The sequence below is a fragment of the Microbacterium sp. EF45047 genome, assembly GCF_028472845.1.
GTDB lineage: Bacteria > Actinomycetota > Actinomycetes > Actinomycetales > Microbacteriaceae > Microbacterium > Microbacterium neungamense.
In genome coordinates this window covers 2,106,536-2,123,220 of sequence record NZ_CP069429.1, presented here as the reverse complement: position 1 = coordinate 2,123,220, position 16,685 = coordinate 2,106,536, and the positions used below count along the sequence as shown (strand labels likewise).

General features: G+C 70.7%; 21 protein-coding genes and 1 pseudogene. 12 read left to right on the top strand and 10 right to left on the bottom strand.

Translation table 11 applies throughout. The features are described 5' to 3' along the window. Window positions 1–28: 28 nt before the first annotated feature. The gene (locus JRG78_RS10370) at window positions 29–994 is read right to left on the bottom strand and encodes a hypothetical protein (RefSeq protein WP_272653363.1); all 966 of its coding nucleotides are present in this window, start codon (window positions 992–994) and stop codon (window positions 29–31) included. A gap of 291 nt (window positions 995–1,285) precedes the next feature. Between JRG78_RS10370 and JRG78_RS10365 the strand changes: the two genes are divergently transcribed. The 7 genes from JRG78_RS10365 (at window position 1,286) to rplQ (ending at window position 5,329) form a co-directional block, all read left to right on the top strand. Continuing rightward, complete coding sequence (locus JRG78_RS10365; RefSeq protein WP_259606590.1) at window positions 1,286–1,951, top strand: DsbA family protein; 666 nt, start codon at window positions 1,286–1,288, stop codon at window positions 1,949–1,951. Window positions 1,952–2,104: 153 nt separating this feature from the next. After that, window positions 2,105–2,326, top strand: a complete 222-nt coding sequence (infA, locus tag JRG78_RS10360; RefSeq protein WP_005050493.1) for a translation initiation factor IF-1 — start codon at window positions 2,105–2,107, stop codon at window positions 2,324–2,326. Between the two features lie 64 nt (window positions 2,327–2,390). Further along, the gene (rpmJ, locus tag JRG78_RS10355) at window positions 2,391–2,507 is read left to right on the top strand and encodes a 50S ribosomal protein L36 (protein WP_071644008.1); all 117 of its coding nucleotides are present in this window, start codon (window positions 2,391–2,393) and stop codon (window positions 2,505–2,507) included. Window positions 2,508–2,790: 283 nt separating this feature from the next. Further along, on the top strand, window positions 2,791–3,165 hold the full coding sequence (gene rpsM / locus JRG78_RS10350; protein ID WP_259606589.1) for a 30S ribosomal protein S13: 375 nt from the start codon (window positions 2,791–2,793) through the stop codon (window positions 3,163–3,165). Window positions 3,166–3,192: 27 nt separating this feature from the next. After that, complete coding sequence (gene rpsK, locus JRG78_RS10345; protein ID WP_071644012.1) at window positions 3,193–3,591, top strand: 30S ribosomal protein S11; 399 nt, start codon at window positions 3,193–3,195, stop codon at window positions 3,589–3,591. A 126-nt stretch (window positions 3,592–3,717) separates the two neighbouring features. After that, entirely contained in the window at window positions 3,718–4,707 is a 990-nt protein-coding gene (locus JRG78_RS10340; protein WP_259606588.1) for a DNA-directed RNA polymerase subunit alpha, read from the top strand. Window positions 4,708–4,741: 34 nt separating this feature from the next. Then, window positions 4,742–5,329, top strand: a complete 588-nt coding sequence (gene rplQ / locus JRG78_RS10335; RefSeq protein ID WP_259606587.1) for a 50S ribosomal protein L17 — start codon at window positions 4,742–4,744, stop codon at window positions 5,327–5,329. A 91-nt stretch (window positions 5,330–5,420) separates the two neighbouring features. Here rplQ and JRG78_RS10330 read toward each other — a convergent pair whose 3' ends face one another. Continuing rightward, entirely contained in the window at window positions 5,421–6,038 is a 618-nt protein-coding gene (locus JRG78_RS10330) for a PAS domain-containing protein (protein WP_259606586.1), read from the bottom strand. Window positions 6,039–6,072: 34 nt separating this feature from the next. Here JRG78_RS10330 and JRG78_RS10325 point away from each other — a divergent pair, with 34 nt between their 5' ends. From JRG78_RS10325 to JRG78_RS10305, 5 genes are all read left to right on the top strand, one after another. Beyond that, window positions 6,073–6,576 (top strand): tripartite tricarboxylate transporter permease, encoded by a 504-nt coding sequence (locus JRG78_RS10325; protein WP_336297686.1) that lies wholly within the window; start codon window positions 6,073–6,075, stop codon window positions 6,574–6,576. A gap of 60 nt (window positions 6,577–6,636) precedes the next feature. Beyond that, window positions 6,637–7,434, top strand: a complete 798-nt coding sequence (locus JRG78_RS10320; protein WP_259606584.1) for a sulfite exporter TauE/SafE family protein — start codon at window positions 6,637–6,639, stop codon at window positions 7,432–7,434. Window positions 7,435–7,673: 239 nt separating this feature from the next. Continuing rightward, a complete protein-coding gene (locus JRG78_RS10315) occupies window positions 7,674–8,135 on the top strand; it encodes a MaoC family dehydratase N-terminal domain-containing protein (protein WP_259606583.1) in 462 nt (153 codons plus the stop codon). Beyond that, window positions 8,135–8,536, top strand: coding sequence for a MaoC/PaaZ C-terminal domain-containing protein (locus JRG78_RS10310; RefSeq protein ID WP_259606582.1), 402 nt, complete (start codon window positions 8,135–8,137; stop codon window positions 8,534–8,536). The genes JRG78_RS10315 and JRG78_RS10310 overlap by 1 nt, the downstream gene beginning before the upstream one ends. Before the next feature lies 1 nt (window position 8,537). Further along, the gene (locus tag JRG78_RS10305) at window positions 8,538–9,674 is read left to right on the top strand and encodes a UDP-N-acetylmuramate dehydrogenase (protein WP_259606581.1); all 1,137 of its coding nucleotides are present in this window, start codon (window positions 8,538–8,540) and stop codon (window positions 9,672–9,674) included. Window positions 9,675–9,708: 34 nt separating this feature from the next. On the opposite strand, the gene JRG78_RS10300 is transcribed toward JRG78_RS10305, so the two are convergent. From JRG78_RS10300 to aceB, 8 genes and pseudogenes are all read right to left on the bottom strand, one after another. Continuing rightward, window positions 9,709–9,963, bottom strand: coding sequence for a hypothetical protein (locus JRG78_RS10300; RefSeq protein WP_259606580.1), 255 nt, complete (start codon window positions 9,961–9,963; stop codon window positions 9,709–9,711). 18 nt (window positions 9,964–9,981) lie between these two features. Next, entirely contained in the window at window positions 9,982–10,308 is a 327-nt protein-coding gene (locus JRG78_RS10295; RefSeq protein ID WP_259606579.1) for a hypothetical protein, read from the bottom strand. Window positions 10,309–10,391: 83 nt separating this feature from the next. After that, window positions 10,392–11,591: a pyridoxal phosphate-dependent aminotransferase gene (locus JRG78_RS10290; RefSeq protein WP_259606578.1), complete on the bottom strand. Its 1,200-nt coding sequence runs from the start codon at window positions 11,589–11,591 to the stop codon at window positions 10,392–10,394. Window positions 11,592–11,638: 47 nt separating this feature from the next. Beyond that, entirely contained in the window at window positions 11,639–12,073 is a 435-nt protein-coding gene (locus tag JRG78_RS10285) for a hypothetical protein (RefSeq protein WP_259606577.1), read from the bottom strand. Between the two features lie 75 nt (window positions 12,074–12,148). Next, window positions 12,149–12,613, bottom strand: coding sequence for a ribonuclease E activity regulator RraA (gene rraA / locus JRG78_RS10280; RefSeq protein WP_259606576.1), 465 nt, complete (start codon window positions 12,611–12,613; stop codon window positions 12,149–12,151). Between the two features lie 83 nt (window positions 12,614–12,696). After that, complete coding sequence (locus JRG78_RS10275; RefSeq protein WP_259606575.1) at window positions 12,697–13,416, bottom strand: molybdopterin dinucleotide binding domain-containing protein; 720 nt, start codon at window positions 13,414–13,416, stop codon at window positions 12,697–12,699. A gap of 10 nt (window positions 13,417–13,426) precedes the next feature. Further along, window positions 13,427–14,700: pseudogene (locus JRG78_RS10270) on the bottom strand (MFS transporter). A 266-nt stretch (window positions 14,701–14,966) separates the two neighbouring features. Then, window positions 14,967–16,619: a malate synthase A gene (aceB, locus tag JRG78_RS10265; RefSeq protein ID WP_259606574.1), complete on the bottom strand. Its 1,653-nt coding sequence runs from the start codon at window positions 16,617–16,619 to the stop codon at window positions 14,967–14,969. Window positions 16,620–16,685: the final 66 nt, after the last annotated feature.

The following is a 16,685-nucleotide window of genomic DNA, read 5'->3' as shown; positions in this document are numbered from 1 at the left end:
CGGCCAGAATCAGTTCCGGGGGCGAGAATCAGCTCTGCGCGCTGATTCTCGCGCGCGAAACTGATTCTCGTGCGACTTCACGGTGTCGCCGGCGCAGAGTCGCCAGCATCCCGCGCTGCAGTGGCCTGACGCGCGGCACGCCTGCCAGGTCCAGCGCATGGCACATCGGGGCCACGCGCCAGGCGTCGGAGAGATCCCACCGTGCGAACGGATGCGTGTGGCGTCGCAGCCTGTCCTCGCGGCGCTTCTCGTCGGCCAGCCGCTTGCCGGCCGTCTGCGGGTCCTCGAGCGCGTACTTCTGCCAGCCGTCCGCCTCGCCGATGGCGCGGCATCCGGGGAAATAGAAGTCGACGCGGTCCCGCACGCCTTCATAGTGGAACTCGTGCTGGAGCTCCGGTTCCGGATAGCCGCTCCACTCGATCACCGCACGGCTGACGCTTTCCGCCGGGGACTCGGCACGGCCGTCCGCATGTGCCCACACCCACTCGAGCAGCTTCGTGCCGCGGGCCGTCGACTGCCCGTCGGCGATCTCCCGAAGGTCCGCGAGCCGCAGCATCCCGCCCTGAGCCGGCGAGATCGCGGCGTCGGTGACAGCGAGGGCTTGTGCAGGGGCGAGCAGCCGCGCCAGATCGACTGCCGTCTCGCCGAGGGCGGTGACGAGGATGCCATCAGTGCGCTGCACCGCACGGTCGTCGCGACTCGTGTGCACGACGACGTCCCCGTAGCGCGTCGACGACGGGCGGTCCGGGTCGTACACGTGGATGTCGCGAGATTCACCGAAGAGCGGGAGGCCGTGCACCACGGCCGCGGACTCGAGGCACAGCACCGAATGCGGGTGGGTGCGGCTGTAGGCGTGCACGCGGACGGCATACCGCTGCCACGGTGTGAGCGCTTCGTAGTCGCGGCGGGAGGTGTACACGCCCCGGCGCACCGCGACGTGCGCGGATGCAGAGAGGCGGATGCCCAGCATCCGTGCTTCGTCGGCGGTGAACAACGGGAGAGGGGACGTCAGGCACGCCCGGTCCGACAACAGCTGGCCCATGACCCCATCGTCGCCGCACGGCTGCGGCCGAACGCGGCCGGGACCGGCGGATGTGGACAACTCGCCAGCGAGCGCGAAATGTGGGGAACCGCCAGAGTCGGTTGCGGCCGCGAGAATCAGTGCATGGCGCCGATTCTTACGCGCGGAACTGATTCTCGGCGCGGGCGGGCGCTCACATGCAGGACATAGCGTCGCGCGGGCAAGATGGATGTGCACGTGTGAGTCTCCACAGATCGGAACGCAATGGCCGCTGCGCAGGGCAAGACCAACTGGTTCGCCATCGGAATCTCCATCGCCGTCGTGGTGGTGCTCGTCGCCCTCGGCGGCGTCGTGGTGTGGCTGAACAACCGCGCCAACGACCCCGGAGCGGCGCCGAAGGGCGAGATCGTGAACTCCGACAGCGGTGCGATCAGCTTCGGCGAGGGCGAGGACACCGTCGCCGTGTACGTCGACTTCATGTGCCCGATCTGCAACCAGTTCGAGCAGAGCTACGGCGAGCAGCTGCGGACCGCCGCCGAGGACGGCCGGATCACCCTGGAGTACCACCCGATCTCGATCCTGGACCGCTTCTCCCAGGGCACTGACTACTCCTCCCGGTCCGCGGGCGCGGTGTTCTGCGTCGCCGAGAAGGCGCCGAGCAAGACGCTCGACTACATCGACACGCTGTTCCAGAACCAGCCCGCCGAGAACACCGCCGGCCTCACCGACGAGCAGCTCGCGCAGTACGCGACCGAAGTGGGTGCGGATGCCGCGGCCGACTGCATCACCGAGGGCACGTACGAGAAGTTCGGCGTCGCGCAGGCCGAGAAGCACGAGATCCAGGGCACACCGACGGTCGAGATCAACGGCGAGCGGCTGGACCTGCAGAACCAGGACGACTTCAAGAAGTTCACCGACCTGATCAGCTGATCGGGCCGCCGGGCGCCCATTTGCCGCAGGCGCGCGGAGGGTCTATCATAGATCTTTGGTGCCTTGCGCCTTGATTCGGCGTGTCCTCCCGGACGGCACCGCACCCACCCATCCACCGCAGATCGGCCGATCTGCAGAAGCGTCAGCGAGGCTATGGCTAAGAAAGACGGTGTCATCGAGATCGAGGGCGTCGTGTCCGAGGCTCTGCCCAACGCGATGTTCCGCGTTGAGCTCACCAACGGGCACAAGGTCCTGGCGACGATCTCCGGAAAGATGCGGCAGAACTACATCCGCATCATCCCCGAGGACCGCGTGGTCGTGGAGCTCAGCCCCTACGACCTGACCCGCGGCCGCATCGTCTATCGCTACCGCTGATCGGTCGAGAAGTAACACCCCAGGCGCCCGCGCCTGCCCGGTGAAGACAGCGAACAGGAAAATCATGAAGGTCAACCCGAGCGTCAAGCCCATCTGCGACCACTGCCGCGTGATCCGTCGTCACGGTCGCGTCATGGTGATCTGCAAGAGCAACCCCCGCCACAAGCAGCGCCAGGGTTGAGTCATCGGCGGGTCATGCGCCGCGCAGCGGCGCTTGACGCGCGATGACTCAAGGTTGAGCGAGCACGCGCACGGCGCGAGCGAGTCGAAACCTGACGCGACCAGATAACTCAATACAGACCGGCTGCGTTTCGTCTCGGTCGCTGCGCGTCCTCGCTCAACGACCGGAAGGGCTTAGCCGGAAATGCCACAGGCAGAGTCAGAACCCGCAAGGGGGACACCTCGGGACGGAGGCCCGGGCACCGATTCTGCTCCACACCTCCACCAACTCCAGGAGAATCCGCATGGCACGTCTTGCCGGCGTCGACATCCCGCGCGACAAGCGCGTGGTGATCGCCCTCACCTACATCTACGGCATCGGCCGCACCCGCTCGGTCGAGATCCTCAAGGCCACCGGGATCGACGAGTCGATCCGCGTCAAGGACCTCACCGACGACCAGCTCGTCGCGCTCCGCGACTACATCGAAGGCAACTACAAGGTGGAGGGTGACCTGCGCCGCGAGGTCGCCGCAGACATCCGCCGCAAGGTCGAGATCGGCTCCTACGAGGGCCTGCGCCACCGTCGTGGCCTCCCGGTCCGCGGTCAGCGCACCAAGACCAACGCTCGCACCCGCAAGGGCCCGAAGCGCACCGTCGCCGGCAAGAAGAAGGCCCGCTAAGCGGCCAGGGACTAGGAGAGAACTTTCATGGCTGCACCCAAGGCCGCCGCGCGCAAGCCGCGCCGCAAGGAGAAGAAGAACATCGCGCTGGGCCAGGCCCACATCAAGTCGACGTTCAACAACACCATCGTTTCCATCACCGACCCGTCCGGCGCCGTCATCAGCTGGGCTTCGTCCGGTGGCGTGGGCTTCAAGGGCTCGCGCAAGTCGACGCCGTACGCCGCCGGCATGGCCGCGGAGTCCGCGGCCCGTCAGGCCGCCGAGCACGGCGTCAAGAAGGTCGACGTCTTCGTGAAGGGCCCGGGCTCGGGCCGCGAGACCGCGATCCGCTCGCTGCAGGCCGCCGGCCTCGAGGTCGGCTCGATCCAGGACGTGACGCCGCAGGCTCACAACGGCTGCCGTCCGCCGAAGCGCCGCCGCGTCTGATCCCGCGCGAGATGCCGGTCCGCCGTTCGCTGCGGACCGGCATCCGCCGCGAGCATTCGCCTTCACAACTCAAGACCTCACCCACCACATGTCATATAGCGGGCATGTGATCGAAAGGAACACATAGTGCTCATCGCACAGCGTCCCACTCTCACCGAGGAAAAGATCTCCGAGAACCGCAGCCGGTTCGTGATCGAGCCGCTCGAGCCCGGCTTCGGCTACACGATCGGCAACGCGCTGCGTCGCAGCCTGCTGTCGTCGATCCCCGGCGCCGCGGTCACCACCATCCGCATCGACGGCGTGCTGCACGAGTTCAGCACGATCCCCGGTGTCAAGGAGGACGTGACCGAGATCATCCTCAACATCAAGCAGCTGGTCGTCTCCAGCGAGCGCGACGAGCCCATCACCGCCTACCTGCGCAAGACGGGTGCGGGCGAGGTGACCGCGGCGGACATCTCCGCCCCGGCCGGCGTCGAGGTGCACAACCCCGAGCTCGTCATCGCCACCCTGAACGACACCGCCCGCTTCGAGCTCGAGCTCACCATCGAGCGCGGCCGTGGCTACGTGTCGGCGGCGCAGAACCGCAACGAGTACGCCGAGGCCGGTCAGATCCCGATCGACTCGATCTACTCGCCGGTGCTCAAGGTCAGCTACCGCGTCGACGCCACCCGTGCCGGTGAGCGCACCGACTTCGACAAGCTGGTGCTCGACGTCGAGACGAAGAACTCGATCAGCCCGCGCGACGCCGTGGCATCCGCCGCGAAGACGCTCACCGAGCTGTTCGGCCTCGCCCGCGAGCTGAACGTCGAGGCCGAGGGCATCGAGATCGGCCCGGCGCCGGTCGAGGCCGTGCTCTCCAGCGAGCTGTCGATGCCGATCGAGGACCTCGACCTGTCGGTGCGCTCGTACAACTGCCTCAAGCGCGAGGGCATCAACACCGTCGCGGAGCTGGTCGCCCTCTCCGAGACGCAGCTGATGAACATCCGCAATTTCGGACAGAAGTCGGTCGACGAGGTGCGCGACAAGCTCGTCTCCCTCGGCCTGTCGCTGAAGGACTCGGTGCCCGGTTTCGACGGCGCCCACTTCTACGGCGGCAGCGAAGACGAGTCCTTCTGATACCCGACCTATTCTGACCAGGAGCTAGACGATTATGCCCAAGCCCACCAAGGGTCCCCGCCTCGGAGGCGGCCCCGCCCACGAGCGCCTTCTTCTCGCGAACCTCGCCGCGGCGCTGTTCACCCACAAGTCGATCAAGACGACCGAGACCAAGGCCAAGCGCCTGCGTCCGCTCGCCGAGCGCCTGATCACCTTCGCCAAGCGCGGTGATCTGCACGCTCGTCGTCGCGTGCTGTCCGTGATCGGTGACAAGGAAGTCGTGCACGTCCTGTTCACCGAGATCGCCCCGCTGGTCGCGGAGCGCGAGGGCGGCTACACCCGCATCACCAAGGTCGGCAACCGGAAGGGCGACAACGCCCCGATGGCCGTGATCGAGCTCGTCCTCGAGCCGGTCAGCCCGAAGAAGAAGTCGGCGAAGCCGGCCGCCAAGGCCGAGGCGCCGAAGGCCGAGTCGGAGGAGGCCGCGGCGGAGGAGCCGAAGGCCGCCGAGGCCGAGGAGACCACGACCGAGGACGCTCCGGCCGAGGAGAACACCGCAGCCGAGGCCGGCGCGGAGTCGCAGGCCGAGGGCGAGGCCGCTGAGGCCGCCGCCGAGGACGCCGTCGCCGAGAAGTCGGAGTAAGCACCCGCGCACGCACGAAGCCCGTCGCCCCGTCAGGAGCGGCGGGCTTCGTGCGTGTCCGGAGGAGTGGCGGGCTTCGTGCGTGTCCGGCTCAGCCCGGGACGGCGACCTCGCCGGAGAGCGGCTCGTTCGCGCGATACCGGGTGCCGGGGCGCCCCTTCGTGGTGTAGTCGAGGCGGCGGATCGCGCGGCCCGTGCTGGCCAGGTGCTCCAGGTACCGCCGGGCGCTCACCCGCGAGATCGACAGCCGCTCCCCGATGTCGGCTGCGGAGGCATCCGGATGCTCGGCGAGGGCCGCCGCGACCCGTCCGAGCGTCTCGGCGCTGAGCCCCTTCGGCAGCGCCGCCCGCTGCCGGAACGCGATGATGGCGTCCGCCGCCTCCACCCGCCGCACGACGTCGTGCAGCTCGGTGTGGTCGCGCAGCAGCAGCGTCGCCTCCACCCGCTCCCCGTCCAGCTGCGAGCCGGTGCTGCGGGCGACGAGCACACGGGACCCGACGATGACGGGACGGCCGGCGTCCTCTCCGTCGCGCAGCACCGTCATCAGCTCCTCGTCGAGCACGTCCGCCGCGCGGGCGCCGGTCATGGCATCCGCGGAGGTGCCGAGGAAGGCTGCAGCCGCGTCGTTCGCGAGGGTGATCACGCCGCCGGCATCCACCGTCACCACGCCCTCGCTGAGGCCGTGCAGCGTCGTCTCCTGGTTGCGCACCAGCGCCGTGATCTGGTGCGGCTCGAGGCGGTGGATGCGGCGGCGGAACCAGCCCGCGCTGGTGTGGGCACTGGTGGCGAGCCTCTACATCGGCAACGTCATCCTCATCGTGCTGAACCTCCCGCTGGTCGGGATGTGGGTGAAGCTGCTGCAGATCCCGAGGCCGTACCTGTACGCCGGCATCCTGCTGTTCGCGGCGTTCGGCGCGTACGCGCTGAACTTCGCCGTCGTCGACGTGCTGATCCTGCTGGTCATCGGCGTGCTCGGCTACTTCATGCGCCGGTACGGCTATCCGGTGGCGCCGCTGGTGGTGGGCATGATCCTCGGCCCGATGGGCGAGGACTACCTGCGCAAGGCGCTGCAGCTGAGCCAGGGCGACCTGTCGACGCTGATCCTGCAGCCGTTCGCCGCCGCCGCGTACATCGCACTGGCGCTGCTCATCGCCGGAGGGCTCTGGCTGCGGCGCCGGCAGCGGCGCTACGAGCAGGCGCTCACGCAGTCGATCGCGGTGCCGATCAAGGCGGATCAGGAGGTCTGAGACGCCCCCGGCCCCGGCTGCGGGCCGGGGCCGGCGGGGCTCCCGGGATAGGCTGGTCCGGTGAACGCGGACCAGGCCATCACCCGGGGGCCCCGCGCGTACCTCGCCTTCGTGGGCATCGGCCTGATGGCCGGTCTCCTCTCCGGCCTGTTCGGCGTCGGCGGCGGCACCGTGATCGTCCCGCTGCTGGTGCTGATTCTGCACTTCGACCAGCGCCGCGCGGCGGGCACCTCGCTGGCCGCGATCGTGCCGACCGCCGCCGTGGGCGTGATCTCGTACGCGCTGGCGGATGCCGTGGCATGGATCGCCGCGCTCATCCTCGCCGCCGGGGCGGTCGTGGGCGCGCAGATCGGCATCCGGATGCTGGCCCGCGTCTCGCAGACCGCGCTGCGATGGAGCTTCGTCGGCTTCCTCGCCGTCGTCATCGTGAGCCTGTTCGTCGTGATCCCCTCGCGGGATGCCGAGCTGGTCCTGTCCTGGGTGAGCGGCGCCGGACTGGTGCTCGTCGGCGTCGCCACGGGCATCGTCGCCGGGCTCATCGGCGTCGGCGGGGGCGTCATCGTCGTCCCCGTGCTGATGCTCGTCTTCGGGACGAGCGACCTCGTCGCCAAGGGCACGTCCCTGCTGATGATGATCCCGACCGCCGTCTCCGGGACCGTCGGCAACATCCGCCACCGCAATGTCGACCTCGTCGCCGCGGCGATCATCGGCGTCTCCGCGTGCACGACCACGGCGCTCGGCGCCTGGCTCGCGACGCTGATCGACCCCTTCGCCGGAAACGTCCTCTTCGCCGCCTACCTCGTCGTGATCGCCCTGCAGATGGCGCTCAAGGCGATCCGCGGGCGTCGCCGCGGCTGAACGCGGACCTGCACACCGGCCGCCGGGAGGTTCTTGCACCTCCGCGGCCGCTCCCGGGTGCGTTCTCCTCCCGGCGATCGCGCGGGCGTTCGTCGCGGGGAGCATTCCGCATCGCTCTGGCCCTGGCGGGGTGCGATTTGCTCCCGGCGGGGGCGGCAGGCCGTCCGCCGGGACGCGACGCGCGGTCGGATGCCCGTGAGCGAGGAACCGCCGCGCCGGGCCCTGGGTAGGATCGGAGGGTGCCAGTGAACCCCGAACTGGTCGGCCGCGAGTTCCCGCCGACCCCGCCGTACCTCGTCGGCCGTGAGAAGGTGCGCGAGTTCGCCCGCGCGGTCTTCGCGGACGCGCCCCTGCACACCGACGTCGAGGCGGCCCGCGCGCTCGGCTACCCGGACGTCGTCGCACCGCCCACCTTCGCGATGGTCATCCAGGATCTGACCCTGCAGCAGCTGCTCGCCGAGCCCGACTCCGGCATCGTGCTCGCCCGGACCATCCACGCCGAGCAGCGCTTCCAGTACACGCGTCCCATCGTCGCCGGCGACGAGCTGACCGGGCGGCTCCGCGTCACCGGCATCCGTGCCATGGGCGGCAACGCGATGATCACGAGCGAAGCGGAGATCACCGACGCCGACGGGGCGCACGTCGTCACCGCGACCAGCGTGCTGCTGGTCGGCTCGGGCGAAGAAGGGGAGGCCGCGTGATGGCCGCGTTCACCGTCGGCGACGTCATCGCCGAGCGCACCGTGCACCTCACCCGTGAATCCCTGGTGCGCTACGCCGGGGCATCCGGAGACTTCAACCCGATCCACTACCGCGACGACGTCGCCGCCCAGGTGGGGCTGCCGGGCGTGCTCGCGCACGGCATGCTCACGATGGGCATCGCCTCGTCCGTGGTCGTCTCGGCGCTGGGCGATGTGGCGCGGATCCTCGACTACGGCGTGCGCTTCACCAAGCCCGTCGTCGTGGACCCCGTCGACGGCGCGGACGTGCACGTGGTCGCCACGGTCGGCGCGGTGGACGACGAGGCCGCGCGCATCGACCTCAAGGTCACCTCCGCCGGGACCACCGTGCTGGTGAAGGCCCAGCTGCGGGTCGCCGTCTGAGATGCCGGAGATCTCGCCGATCCCGCTCTCGGCTCTCACGACGCTCCGCACCGGCGGGGCACCGCAGCGGATGCTCGACGCCGTCACGCGTGCGGAGCTGATCGAGGCGCTGCAGGAGGTCTGGCAGCGCGGCGACGACTGGTTCGTCCTCGGCGGCGGCTCCAACCTGTTCGCGGGGGATGCCGGGTTCGACGGCACCGTGATCCGCGTGCTCACCTCCGGCATCGAGGAACTGCCGTCCCCGCACGAGGGGCGCGTGCGCCTGCGTGTCCAGGCCGGGCATTCGTGGGACGGCCTCGTCTCCTACGCCGTGGAGCGCGGCTACGCCGGGATCGAGGCGATGTCCGGCATCCCGGGCACGGTCGGCGCCGCCCCCGTGCAGAACGTCGGCGCGTACGGTCAGGAGATCCAGGAGACGCTCGTCGAGGTCGAGCTGATCGACGAGCACGCGGGCGCGCCGGCGGTCGTGCCGGCCGAGGAGCTCGGGCTGGGTTTCCGCACCTCGGTGCTGAAGCACCACTACGGCGCGTCGACCCGTCGCCGCGCGGTGATCCTGTCGGTCACCCTCGATCTCGCCGTCGCCCCGCACGGCGCCCGCACCGTGCGCGGCGAGCAGCTCCGCCGGGCGCTCGGGATCGACGGCGACGAGCCGGTGCCGCTGACCTGGGTGCGCGAGCGCATCCTCGCCACCCGCGCGGCGAAGGGGATGCTGCTCGACCCCGCCGACCCGGACACGAACAGCGCCGGCTCCTTCTTCCAGAACGCGATCGTGCCGGAATCCGTCGCCCGCGCGCTGCCTCCGGAGTGCCCGCGGTGGCCGGTCACCCCGGATCTGGACGCGGTCACCGTCATCCCGCTGGCCGCGTACGGCGGGATCGTGCCGGTCACGGACGCATCGCCGGCGGAGGTCAAGGTCAGCGCGGCGTGGCTGATCGAGCAGTCCGGCATCCGCAAGGGGTTCAAGCTGCCGCGTTCGCGGGCCGGCGTGTCGAGCAAGCACGCCCTCGCGCTCACCAACCGCGGCGGCGCGACCGCGGCGGAGATCGCCGAGCTGGCCCGCTTCATCCGCAGCCGCGTGCACGCCGAGTTCGGGCTGCTGCTGCAGCCGGAGCCGGTGCTGATCGGCGTGGATCTCTGACCGCATCCGCGTCGCCGCGTCGGATGCCGCGCAGTCACTCGCTCGGGACGACCTCGACGGCGCAGGAGTCCGGGCCGAGGATGCGGGACATGTGCCGCGCGGTGCGCAGCACGACCGCGCGATCGCCGATCCGTGAGCCGGTGAGCGCCGACTCCAGGGCGATCTCGAACCGGTTCACGTCCGACATGTGGCGCAGCCAGACCGCGAGGATGAGGTTGTACCGGCTGGCGCTTGCGGTGTTCGCGGTCACCGGCCTGGTCACCTCCGCGATCGCCTCGCGCTCGTTCACCTGGGAGATGGTGGTGACCTACCTCCTCATCGCCGCCCTCGTGCTGGTCGGCCTCGGGCTGGCGAAGGCGACCCGCGGCCGGCTCCCCGCGATCATCTCGGTGATCACGATCGGCGCGCTGCTCACCTCGCCGATCTCGCCGGTCGCGGGCTGGCTGACCGGGGTCTCGGCATCCGTCGACTTCCTCGCCATGATCACCGCGATGCTGACGAACGCCGGGTTCACCCTCGGCAAGGACCTGCCGCTGCTGCGCAACATCGGCTGGAGGATCATCCCGGTCGGCACGGTCGCCATCATCGCCTCGTTCCTGCTCTCCGCGCTGGTGGCGCAGCTCGCCCTCAGCATGTGGGGGAACAGAGCCCGGCACGCGGAAGCGCCGGCGCCCCGGGAGGGGCGCCGGCGCTTCCGCGTCGTTCAGGAGAAGGCGCTCAGGAGAACAGGCGCTGCAGGCGCTGCACGCCCTCGAGCAGAGCGTCGTCGCCCAGGGCGTAGGAGAGCCGGATGTAACCCGACGGACCGAACGCCTCACCCGGCACGACCGCGACCTCGGCCTTGTCGAGGATCAGGTCGGCCAGCTCGAGCGAGGTGGTCGGGGTCACGCCGTCCCACGTCCGGCCGAGCAGGCCGGTGACGTCGGGGTAGACGTAGAAGGCGCCCAGCGGGTTCGGCACCCGCATCCCGTCGATCTTCGACAGCTCGGACACGATCAGGCGGCGTCGCCGGTCGAAGGCCTCGCGCATCTGCTGGGCCTCGGTCTGCGGCCCGTTGAGGGCGGCGATCGCGGCCTTCTGCGCGACGTTGTTCACGTTGCTGGTCAGGTGCGACTGCAGGTTGCCGGCGATCTTGATGGCATCCGCAGGTCCCACCATCCAGCCGACCCGCCAGCCGGTCATCGCGTAGGTCTTCGCCACGCCGTTCACGAGGATGGTCTGGTTCGCGACCTCGGGGACGGCCTCGACGATCGAGGTCGCCTTGACGCCCTCGTAGGTGAGGTTCTGGTAGATCTCGTCGGTGATGATCCAGATGCCGTACTCGAGCGCCCACTCGGCGATCGCCGCGGTCTCCTCGGCGGTGTACACCGAGCCGGTCGGGTTCGACGGCGACACGAACACGAGCGCCGTGGTGCGGTCGGTGCGCGCCTCCTCGAGCTGCTCGACGGTGACCTTGTAGTCCTGGTCGGCGCCGGCGAACACCTCGACCGGGGTGCCGTCGGCGAGGCGGATCGCCTCCGGGTAGGTGGTCCAGTACGGCGCGGGCAGCAGCACCTCGTCGCCGGGGTTCACGACCGCCTGGAACGCCTGGTAGACGGCCTGCTTGCCGCCGTTGGTCACGATCACCTGGCTCGGCGAGACCTCCAGGCCGGAGTCGCGCAGCGTCTTCGCGACGATGGCCTCGCGCAGCGCGGGAAGGCCGGGGGCGGGGGTGTAGCGGTAGCTGGCCGGGTCGGCGAGGGCCTCGGCGGCGGCGTCCACGATGAACTGCGGCGTCGCGAAGTCGGGCTCGCCGGCGGCGTAGGAGATCACCGGCTTGCCCTCGGCCTTGAGGGCTTTGGCCTTGGCATCCACCTTCAGGGTGGCGGACTCGGCGATGGCGGACAGCTTGCGGGAGAGAGGGGCGCGTTCGGTCACGATACGAGAGTACCCGGGCGCGCCCGGGCGCTGCGACGCATGTCGCCTCAGGCGCGGTACGCCGAAGGCAGGGCGCAGTAGTCCGCGAACCGGCGGGACGGATGCCCGGGATCGGTGAGATCGACGAGAGCGGATGCCGCGGTATGCGGCCGCTCTGCTCCGGCCAGCTGCCACACCGTGAAGTTCCACAGCCCGCGCGCCTCGCCGTCGAGCAGCCCGGCCGGGCCGGAGACGAGGAGCACGCGGTCGGATGCCCGGTCCTCGCGGAACGGGGCGACGATCTCCGTGCGCAGCGCGGCGGCATCCGCCGTGTCCGCATGCACCCTGGTCACCCTCTCGCCGCGGGCCTCAAGGGCGTCGGCGAGGGCATCGGCCGCCGTGCGCGAGCGCTCGGCATCCGCCCCGGCCACCGCGAGCAGCCGCCCGCCCCGACGGTAGAGGTGGAGGAACTCCTCGGCCACGCCGTCCCACACGTCGCTCATGGTCTCAGGCTACGCCCCGGGAAGGCCCGGCGGGGCCGGCATCCGCTCACCGCTCGAGCGCCGACCGCGCGACGCTCAGCGCTCGACGAGGATGCCGTCCTCGTCGGCGTAGAGCCGCGCCCCCGGGCGGAAGCTCACGCCGCCGAACTCGACGACGACGTCCACCTCGCCCCGGCCGGTCTTGCCGCTCTTGCGGGGATTCGTCCCGAGCGCCTTCACGCCCAGCGGCAGCGCGCCGATCGCCACGCTGTCACGGACCGCGCCGTGGATGACCACGCCCGCCCAGCCGTTGTCCACCGCGCTCTGCGCGATCATGTCGCCCATCAGCGCGGTGCCGAGCGACCCGTCGCCGTCGATCACGAGCACCGCGCCGTCGCCAGGGGTGGCCAGCAGCTCCTTGACCAGGGCGTTGTCCTGGAAGCAGCGGACCGTGCGGATCGGCCCCTCGAACGCCGGGTGCCCGCCGAAGGAGCGCAGCTGCAGCGGCAGCGACTGCAGGTCGTCGCCGTGCTGGTCGTAGAGGTCGGCGGTGCTGGTCATGATCGCTCCTTCGGTGCATCCGGCGGCCCGGCGACGGGCGCGCGCGTTCTTCGAGTATGCACCGGGGAGCATGCACCGGCCGGTCAGGGACCCGCCGGGTCCGGGATCGGCTCCACGGCGACCACTGTGCGCTTGAACTCCGGCATCGAGCTGTGCGGGTCGGTCGCGGCGCTCGTGAGCAGGTTCGCGCTCTCCGCGCCCGGGTAGTGGAAGGGCAGGAACACGGTGTCCGGGCGGATGTCGTCGGTGAGCTCGACGTCCGCCTCGACCGTGCCCCGCGCGTTGGTCAGGCGCACCCGCGAGCCCGTGCGGATGCCGCGGTCCATCGCGGTCACCGGATGCAGCAGCGCGACCGGCCGGGGTGCGGCGGCGTGGAGTTCGGGGATGCGCCGGGTCTGCGCCCCGGACTGGTACTGGGTCAGGATCCGCCCGGTGATGAGGTTCAGATCCGCGCCGCGCGGGGGCTCCGGCTGCCGGGCCCGCACGAGCCGGTCGAACGCGACGCGCTCGCCGTCGTCCAGCTCGACGGCCGACCTCGGGCGGTCGATCCGCACCACCCGCCGGCCGGTGAGCACCGACGCGCCCGCGGCGGCGAAGTCCTCCGCGACGGCCGTGGTCAGCGCCTGCCGGTCGATCTGCCCGGCCGCGTATTCGGCGATCATGATGCGGTTGTACGGATCGTGGCTCTCGGCGCCGACGATCGTCAGGTCCACCCGGCCGTCCCGGGCGGCAGGCAGCAGCTCCTCCGCGAAGCGCGCGCCGACCGGGCCGAAGCCGACCAGGACCACTCGGTGCGGGGACACGGGCGCCGCCTCAGACGATCCGGCGGTCGAGCGCGGCCCGCGGCACGAGGTAGATCGCCGCGGTGAGCGCGGCCATCAGCGCGTAGCCGGCGGCGAAGCCCCAGAACGCGGCGTCGTAGCCGCCGGTGGCGCCGTGGGACGCGTTCAGCACCTGCGGGATCACGAATCCGCCGAATCCGCCGATGGCGGAGATGATGCCGACGGCCGCGGCCGCCTGCCGCTGCGCCGAGACGGTGTGCTCCGCCCCGGCCTGCGCGGCGCCGCGGGCCGCGAAGATCAGCGGGATCATCCGATAGGTCGAGCCGTTGCCCACGCCGCAGGCGAGGAAGAGCAGCAGGAACAGTCCGAGGAACAGCCAGAATCCGGCCAGGGGGAGGGTGAGGTTCACCGCCACGGTCACCGCCGTCATGGCGGCGAACGCGAGGACGGTGACGCGGGCGCCGCCGATCCGGTCGGCGAGGCGGCCGCCGAACGGGCGGGCCAGGGAGCCGGTGAGGGCGCCGAGGAAGGCCAGCGACACCGTGGCGCCGCCCACCGCGAGCGTGGAGAACTCCGGGAACTGGTCGGCGATCAGCTTGGGGAAGACGCCGGCGAAGCCGATGAACGAGCCGAAGGTGCCGATGTACAGCAGCGCCATGATCCAGAGGTGCCGCTCGCGCAGCGCCGCGGCCACCCCGGCGAAGTCCGACCGGGCGGCGGACAGGTTGTTCATGAACCGCCAGGCGCCCCAGGCGGCGACGAGGATCAGGGGCACCCACACCCATCCCGCGAGGCTCGGATTCAGGGTGCCGGCGGCCCCCAGCGTGACCACCACGGGCACGGTGAACTGCGCCACGGCCGCCCCCAGGTTGCCGCCGGCGGCGTTCAGGCCGAGCGCCCAGCCCTTCTCGCGCTGCGGGAAGTAATAGGTGATGTTCGCCATGGAGCTGGCGAAGTTCCCGCCGCCGACGCCGCCGAGCGCGGCGACCGCGAAGGTGTACGGGATGCGCAGGGTGGCGCCGACGAGCGTCGGCAGCGAGATGAGCCAGAACTGCTCGCCGGTGGTGAGTACGAACCCGGCAGCCGGGAGCAGCACGACCACGACGCTCCACAGCTGCCAGACCACGAAGCCGAGGAACTCGGCGAAGATCGACCAGACCAGGTTCCGCTTCGCGATGGCCGACCCTGCGACTCCCACTGCGCGGCGTTCTCGGCGTCCCAGCCGTCCAGCCAGCGGCCGGGCCGCTCGCTGAGGGCGGCGGTTCCCTGTCCACTGGTGCGTACGGGGGCGGTCGATGTCGTCATGCCGGGCCTCCTCAGGGTGATGCGGCGCGCGGGGGCGCGTATCGGTCACGCTAAGCAGGGCATGTTCCGGGCATGCGGCGAAGACGTTGCGGCGAGGTGACATGTTCTTCACCGCCGCGGCGCGCGGTTGAGAGGACGGCGAAACATCGCCGTAACGCCGCGCATCCGGGGCCCGCGTGTGGTGCGGGCCCCGGATGGGGGTGCCGGCCGGTCGGCGAATGCGCCGACACCAGGCCGGGGTCGGCGGCTTCCGGGCGGGTTCTCGCTCAGTCGGTCTCGACGAGGTGACGGCTGTACGCGCCGGTGGTGAGGAACGCCGGGAATTCCTCGCGCAGCGCCACCTCGCGGAACACCTCGGCGGCGTCGTCGAAGCGGTCGCCGTCGGAGCGCGGGACGGATGCCAGCACGTCGGCGATGAGATTCTCGACGTACTCGACCGTGATCGGGGTGCCGTCCTCGGTGGTGCGGTCCTGGTGGATCCACTGCCACACCTGCGAGCGGCTGATCTCGGCGGTGGCCGCGTCCTCCATCAGGTTGTCGATCGCGACGGCGCCCAGGCCGCGCAGCCACGCCTCGATGTAGCGGATCGCGACCGAGACGTTGTCGTGCACTCCCTGAGCCGTGATCGGGCGCCCGATGTGCAGATCGATCAGGTCCTCCGCGCGCACGTGGACGTCGTCGCGCTGCCGGTCCAGCTGGTTCGGCCGGTCGCCGAGCACGGCGTCGAACTCGGCCTGGGCGGCCGGGATCAGGTCGGGGTGCGCCACCCAGGTGCCGTCGAAGCCGTCTCCCGCCTCGCGCTTCTTGTCCGCGGCGACCTTCTCCAGCGCCCGCGCCGTCACCTCCGGGTCGCGCCGGTTCGGGATGAACGCGCTCATGCCGCCGATCGCGTAGGCGCCGCGCTTGTGGCACGTCTTCACCAGCAGCTCGGTGTAGGCCCGCATGAACGGCACAGTCATGGTCACCTCGCTGCGGTCGGGCAGCACGAATCGGGCGCCGCGGCCGCGGTAGTTCTTGATGATCGAGAAGATGTAGTCCCAGCGCCCGGCGTTCAGGCCGGCGCAGTGGTCGCGCAGCTCGTACAGGATCTCCTCCATCTCGAACGCGGCGGGCAGCGTCTCGATGAGCACCGTCGCGCGGATGGTGCCGCGGGGGATGCCGACGTACTCCTCGGCGAAGGTGAACACGTCGTCCCACAGCTTCGCCTCCTCGCTCGACTCGAGCTTGGCGATGTAGAAGTACGGGCCGCGGCCCGCGTCGATGAGCGCCTGGGCGTTGTGCAGGAAGTAGAGCCCGAAGTCGACCAGCGACCCGGATGCCGCCATGGTGCGGCCGCTCCGGTCGGTGAACTCCAGGTGCTTCTCGACCAGATGCCAGCCGCGCGGGCGCATCACGATCGTCGGCGTGCGCTCGGCGGTGACGCGGTACTCCTTGCCGTCCGGGCTGGTGTAGGTCAGCTCGCCGCGGATGGCGTCGCGCAGCGACAGCTGCCCGCCGATCACGTTCTGCCAGGTCGGGCTGGTGGCGTCCTCCTGGTCGGCGAGCCAGACCCGGGCGCCGGAGTTGAGGGCGTTGATGGTCATCTTCGGGTCGGTCGGCCCGGTGATCTCCACCCGCCGGTCCTCCAGGCCGGGCCCGGCGCCGGCGACCCGCCAGTGCGGGTCCTGCCGGATGTGCGCGGTGTCGTCGCGGAAGCGGGGGTCGTGGCCGTTCCCGATCTCGAAGCGGCGCCGCATCCGGTCGGCGAGCCGGTCGTGCCGGCGGTGCGCGAAGCGGTGGTGCAGCTCGGTGAGGAAGGCGATCGCCTCCGGCGTGAGGATCTCGTCGTAGCGGTCGCGCATCGGGCCGGTGATCGTGATCGCCGGCCCCTGCCGGGTGGTCTCGATCGGGGTGGTCGGGGGTGCGGTGGGAGTGGTCATGATCGCGGTCCTTGTCTGAAACCGGTTTTGGGGCGGATTCCTGCGTTCGGGGCGGGTGTCCGCCGC

Coding starts and splice junctions, on each gene's coding strand:
- JRG78_RS10365 (WP_259606590.1), top strand. CDS start 1,286: ATGGCCGCTGCGCAGGGCAAGACCAACTGGTTCGCCATCGGAATCTCC.
- infA (WP_005050493.1), top strand. CDS start 2,105: ATGGCTAAGAAAGACGGTGTCATCGAGATCGAGGGCGTCGTGTCCGAG.
- rpmJ (WP_071644008.1), top strand. CDS start 2,391: ATGAAGGTCAACCCGAGCGTCAAGCCCATCTGCGACCACTGCCGCGTG.
- rpsM (WP_259606589.1), top strand. CDS start 2,791: ATGGCACGTCTTGCCGGCGTCGACATCCCGCGCGACAAGCGCGTGGTG.
- rpsK (WP_071644012.1), top strand. CDS start 3,193: ATGGCTGCACCCAAGGCCGCCGCGCGCAAGCCGCGCCGCAAGGAGAAG.
- rplQ (WP_259606587.1), top strand. CDS start 4,742: ATGCCCAAGCCCACCAAGGGTCCCCGCCTCGGAGGCGGCCCCGCCCAC.
- JRG78_RS10325 (WP_336297686.1), top strand. CDS start 6,073: ATGCGGCGGCGGAACCAGCCCGCGCTGGTGTGGGCACTGGTGGCGAGC.
- JRG78_RS10310 (WP_259606582.1), top strand. CDS start 8,135: ATGGCCGCGTTCACCGTCGGCGACGTCATCGCCGAGCGCACCGTGCAC.
- JRG78_RS10305 (WP_259606581.1), top strand. CDS start 8,538: ATGCCGGAGATCTCGCCGATCCCGCTCTCGGCTCTCACGACGCTCCGC.
- JRG78_RS10295 (WP_259606579.1), bottom strand. CDS start 10,308: ATGCTGAGGGCGAGCTGCGCCACCAGCGCGGAGAGCAGGAACGAGGCG.
- JRG78_RS10285 (WP_259606577.1), bottom strand. CDS start 12,073: ATGAGCGACGTGTGGGACGGCGTGGCCGAGGAGTTCCTCCACCTCTAC.
- rraA (WP_259606576.1), bottom strand. CDS start 12,613: ATGACCAGCACCGCCGACCTCTACGACCAGCACGGCGACGACCTGCAG.
- aceB (WP_259606574.1), bottom strand. CDS start 16,619: ATGACCACTCCCACCGCACCCCCGACCACCCCGATCGAGACCACCCGG.